The sequence below is a fragment of the Streptomyces sp. NPDC006798 genome (assembly GCF_040635975.1).
Classification (GTDB): Bacteria; Actinomycetota; Actinomycetes; order Streptomycetales; family Streptomycetaceae; genus Streptomyces.
This window is the reverse complement of the sequence record NZ_JBEYIS010000115.1, coordinates 1-3,074: the sequence shown is the minus strand read 5'-3', so window position 1 is coordinate 3,074 and position 3,074 is coordinate 1. Positions and strand designations below refer to the sequence as shown.

Annotated in this window: 3 protein-coding genes; 2 read left to right on the top strand and 1 reads right to left on the bottom strand. The window is 74.3% G+C overall.

Features of this window, described 5'->3' with window-relative positions; genetic code table 11:
• Positions 1 to 115: 115 nt before the first annotated feature.
• The gene (locus ABZ714_RS34780) at positions 116 to 1,120 is read right to left on the bottom strand and encodes a LysR substrate-binding domain-containing protein (protein ID WP_358829373.1); all 1,005 of its coding nucleotides are present in this window, start codon (positions 1,118 to 1,120) and stop codon (positions 116 to 118) included.
• Between the two features lie 133 nt (positions 1,121 to 1,253).
• On the opposite strand from ABZ714_RS34780, the gene ABZ714_RS34775 reads away from it, so the two are divergent.
• Complete coding sequence (locus ABZ714_RS34775; RefSeq protein ID WP_358829372.1) at positions 1,254 to 2,324, top strand: RNA polymerase subunit sigma-70; 1,071 nt, start codon at positions 1,254 to 1,256, stop codon at positions 2,322 to 2,324.
• A 101-nt stretch (positions 2,325 to 2,425) separates the two neighbouring features.
• Complete coding sequence (locus ABZ714_RS34770) at positions 2,426 to 2,902, top strand: hypothetical protein (protein WP_358829371.1); 477 nt, start codon at positions 2,426 to 2,428, stop codon at positions 2,900 to 2,902.
• Positions 2,903 to 3,074: the final 172 nt, after the last annotated feature.

The following is a 3,074-nucleotide window of genomic DNA, read 5'->3' as shown; positions in this document are numbered from 1 at the left end:
CCCCGCGCCGCGTTGCCGGACCACGCGAGTACGTCCAGTACGAGCCGTGGACCTCCGCCTCGCGACGCACCGCACCTGACGCCGCGGGCCCCGGCGAACCCTTCCGGCCACAGCACTAGCTGCGCTGTCCCGCCGCGCCGGGCCCCGCCCCCGCCGCGTCCGTCGTGTCTTCCGTGTCCGGGGTCCGGAGCCGTACGGGCAGGGAAGCCATCGCCCCCCGCAACGAACGGGCGAACTCCTCGAACTCGCCCTGGCGGGCCGCGCCCGACCGCATGGCCAGGGCGATCCGGCGGGCCGGGGCGGGCTCGGCGAACCAGCCGGTCTCCAGACCGCCCCGGCCGGTCTCCACCTCCACCGCCGTCCGCGGCAGCAGGGTCACCCCGAGACCGCCCGCGACCAACTGGACCAGGGTCGCCAGGCCCGCCGCCGTGGTCGTCACCGGGGTCTGCCCGTCCCGGCCCGCCTCCCGGCACACGTCGAGGGCCTGGTCACGCAGACAGTGCCCCTCGTCGAGCAGCAGCAGCGGCAGCTCGCGCAGCTCGTCCCGGGGAATGCCCCGGCGGTCCCCCAGCGGATGCCCCTCCGGCACGACCAGGACGAAGTCCTCGTCGAACAGCGGGATCTCGGTCACCCCCGGCACCCCCAGCGGCACCGCGAGCAGCAGCAGATCGAGCCGCCCGGCGGCCAGCCCCTCCAGCAGCGACGACGTCTGCTCCTCGTGGACCTGGAGATCGAGCTGCGGATACGTGCCGTGGACCAGCCGGAGCACGTTCGGCAGCAGATAGGGCGCGACCGTGGGGATCACCCCGAGCCGCAGGACGCCGGTGAACGGGGCCCGTACCGCCGCCGCCTCCTCCATCAGCTCGCCGACCGCGTCCAGCACCGCCCTGGCCCGGGCCGCCAGACGCTCACCGGCGGGGGAGAGCAGCACCTTGCGGGTCGTCCGCTCCACGAGCTGTACGCCCAGCGTCTCCTCCAGTGCCGATACGGCGCCGGAGAGCGCGGGCTGGCTCGTCCCGATCGCCGCTGCCGCGTCCCGGAAGTGCAGATGCTCGGCCACCGCCGCGAAGGCCCGCAATTGCGCCAGACTGGGCTGCTTGCCCCGGATCGCCGTGACCATTGATACCTTCTTCCTATCGTTCGTCCCGATGTTAATCGGTCGGGCGGGACAATCCGGACCGAGCCCCTCCGGCTGCCCGGGGCCGAAGCCGGTGATGGCCCGACCGGTGGCGTCCGGATGGTACGAAGGGGGCATGAGCAGCAGCGACGGCGCGTACGGCGTATCCGGCGGACAGCCTGTGGCGGTCGCCGGACCCGGTGAACCCTCCGCCGAGACGATCCGTACCGGCGGCGAGGCCGTCTTCTCCGCGCTCGCCGAGCGCTACCGGCACGAACTGCGGGTCCACCTCTACCGGATGCTCGGCTCCTTCACCGACGCCGAGGACCTGGTGCAGGAGACCCTGCTCAAGGCGTGGCGGCGGCGCGACGGCTTCGAAGGCCGGTCCACCTTCCGGGCCTGGCTCTACCGCATCGCCACCAACACGGCCCTCGACCACCTCGCCGGACCCGCCCGCACCCGCGAGGTCGTCCTCGCCGCCGACAGCGCCGGATCGCCCGTCTCCGCGCCCCTCGCGGAAGTCGCCTGGCTCCAGCCCTACCCCGACGAGCTGCTCGACCTCGCCGCCCCCGGCCACGGCGAACCCCATGCCGCAGCCGTCGCCCGCGAGACCGTCGAACTCGCCTTCCTCGCCGTCATCCAGCATCTGCCGCCCCGCCAGCGGGCCGTCCTCATCCTCCGCGACATCGCCGGATGGCCCGCCCGGGAGACCGCCGACGCCCTCGACCTGAGCCTTGCCTCGGTCAAGAGCGCCCTCCAGCGGGCCCGAACCACCCTCCGCGACCACCTGCCCGAACGGCGCGCCGACTGGGGCGCCGCCACCGAGCCCAGCGCCGCCGAACGGGCCGTACTCCAGCGGTACATGGCCGCCTCCCGCGACGCCGACCTGTCGGCCCTCGCCGTGCTGCTGCGCGAGGACGTCCGCCAGGCCATGCCCCCGCACCACCTGCTCTTCGACGGACGCGCGGCCGTACTCGACCTGTGGCGCCCCGTCCTGGAGGGCGACGAGCCCCGGGGCGAATGGCGCTCGGTGGCGTACGGCGTCAACCGGCAGCCCGCGGCCGTCAACTACCTCCGGCGCCCCGGCGAGACCGTCTTCACCGCGATCAACGTGGACGTCCTGCGGATCGAGGACGGCCTGATCGCCGAGATCACCACCTTCGACCCCGATCTGCTGCCGGGACTCGCCCTCACCCTGGCGGAGTGATACGGGTCACAGAACCCGTACCGATTCCTTTCCTCCGGGCCGCCCGTCACATGGGCAAGAACGCGGCACCGGGCCGCGTAAGGAGTACGAGGAGCGCCACCATGGCCGAGAACACGACGCCCGAGACCGCGACGACGCCCGAGAACGCGACCGGGACCGCCGGGCCCGATGCCGCCCTGCGCGCCCTCGACCGGCTGGTCGGCACCTGGCGCGTCGGCGGCGGAGCGGAGGGCACGGTCACCTACCGCTGGCTGGAGGGCGGCTACTTCCTCCTCCAGGACATCGCGCTGGAGCAGTACGGTCAGCCGGTCGTCGGAATCGAGATGATCGGACGCCTCAAGGAGTTCGGCGCGGAGGCGCCCGGCCAGGACATCCGGTCCCGCTACTACGACAGCATGGGCAACACCTTCGACTACGTCTACGAGATCGACGGCGACACCCTCACCATCTGGGGCGGCGAGAAGGGCTCCCCGGCTTACTACAAGGCCGAGTTCAGCGCCGACGGGAACACGCTCTCCGGGGCGTGGGTCTACCCCGGTGGCGGCGGCTACGACTCCACGATGACGCGGGTGGCGTGACGGTGCGCGGCGCCGCGGGTGCGTCCGGGGCGGGTGGGTGCGCCCGGGGCCCAACCGGACCCCGGGCGGGGGGGGGGCGCCCCCCCCGCCCCCGGGCGCCCCCCCCCCCCCCCCCCCCCCCCCCCCCCCCCCCCCCCCCCCCCCCCCCCCCCCCCCCCCCCGGGGGGGGCCC

Coding starts and splice junctions, on each gene's coding strand:
- ABZ714_RS34780 (WP_358829373.1), bottom strand. CDS start 1,120: ATGGTCACGGCGATCCGGGGCAAGCAGCCCAGTCTGGCGCAATTGCGG.
- ABZ714_RS34775 (WP_358829372.1), top strand. CDS start 1,254: ATGAGCAGCAGCGACGGCGCGTACGGCGTATCCGGCGGACAGCCTGTG.
- ABZ714_RS34770 (WP_358829371.1), top strand. CDS start 2,426: ATGGCCGAGAACACGACGCCCGAGACCGCGACGACGCCCGAGAACGCG.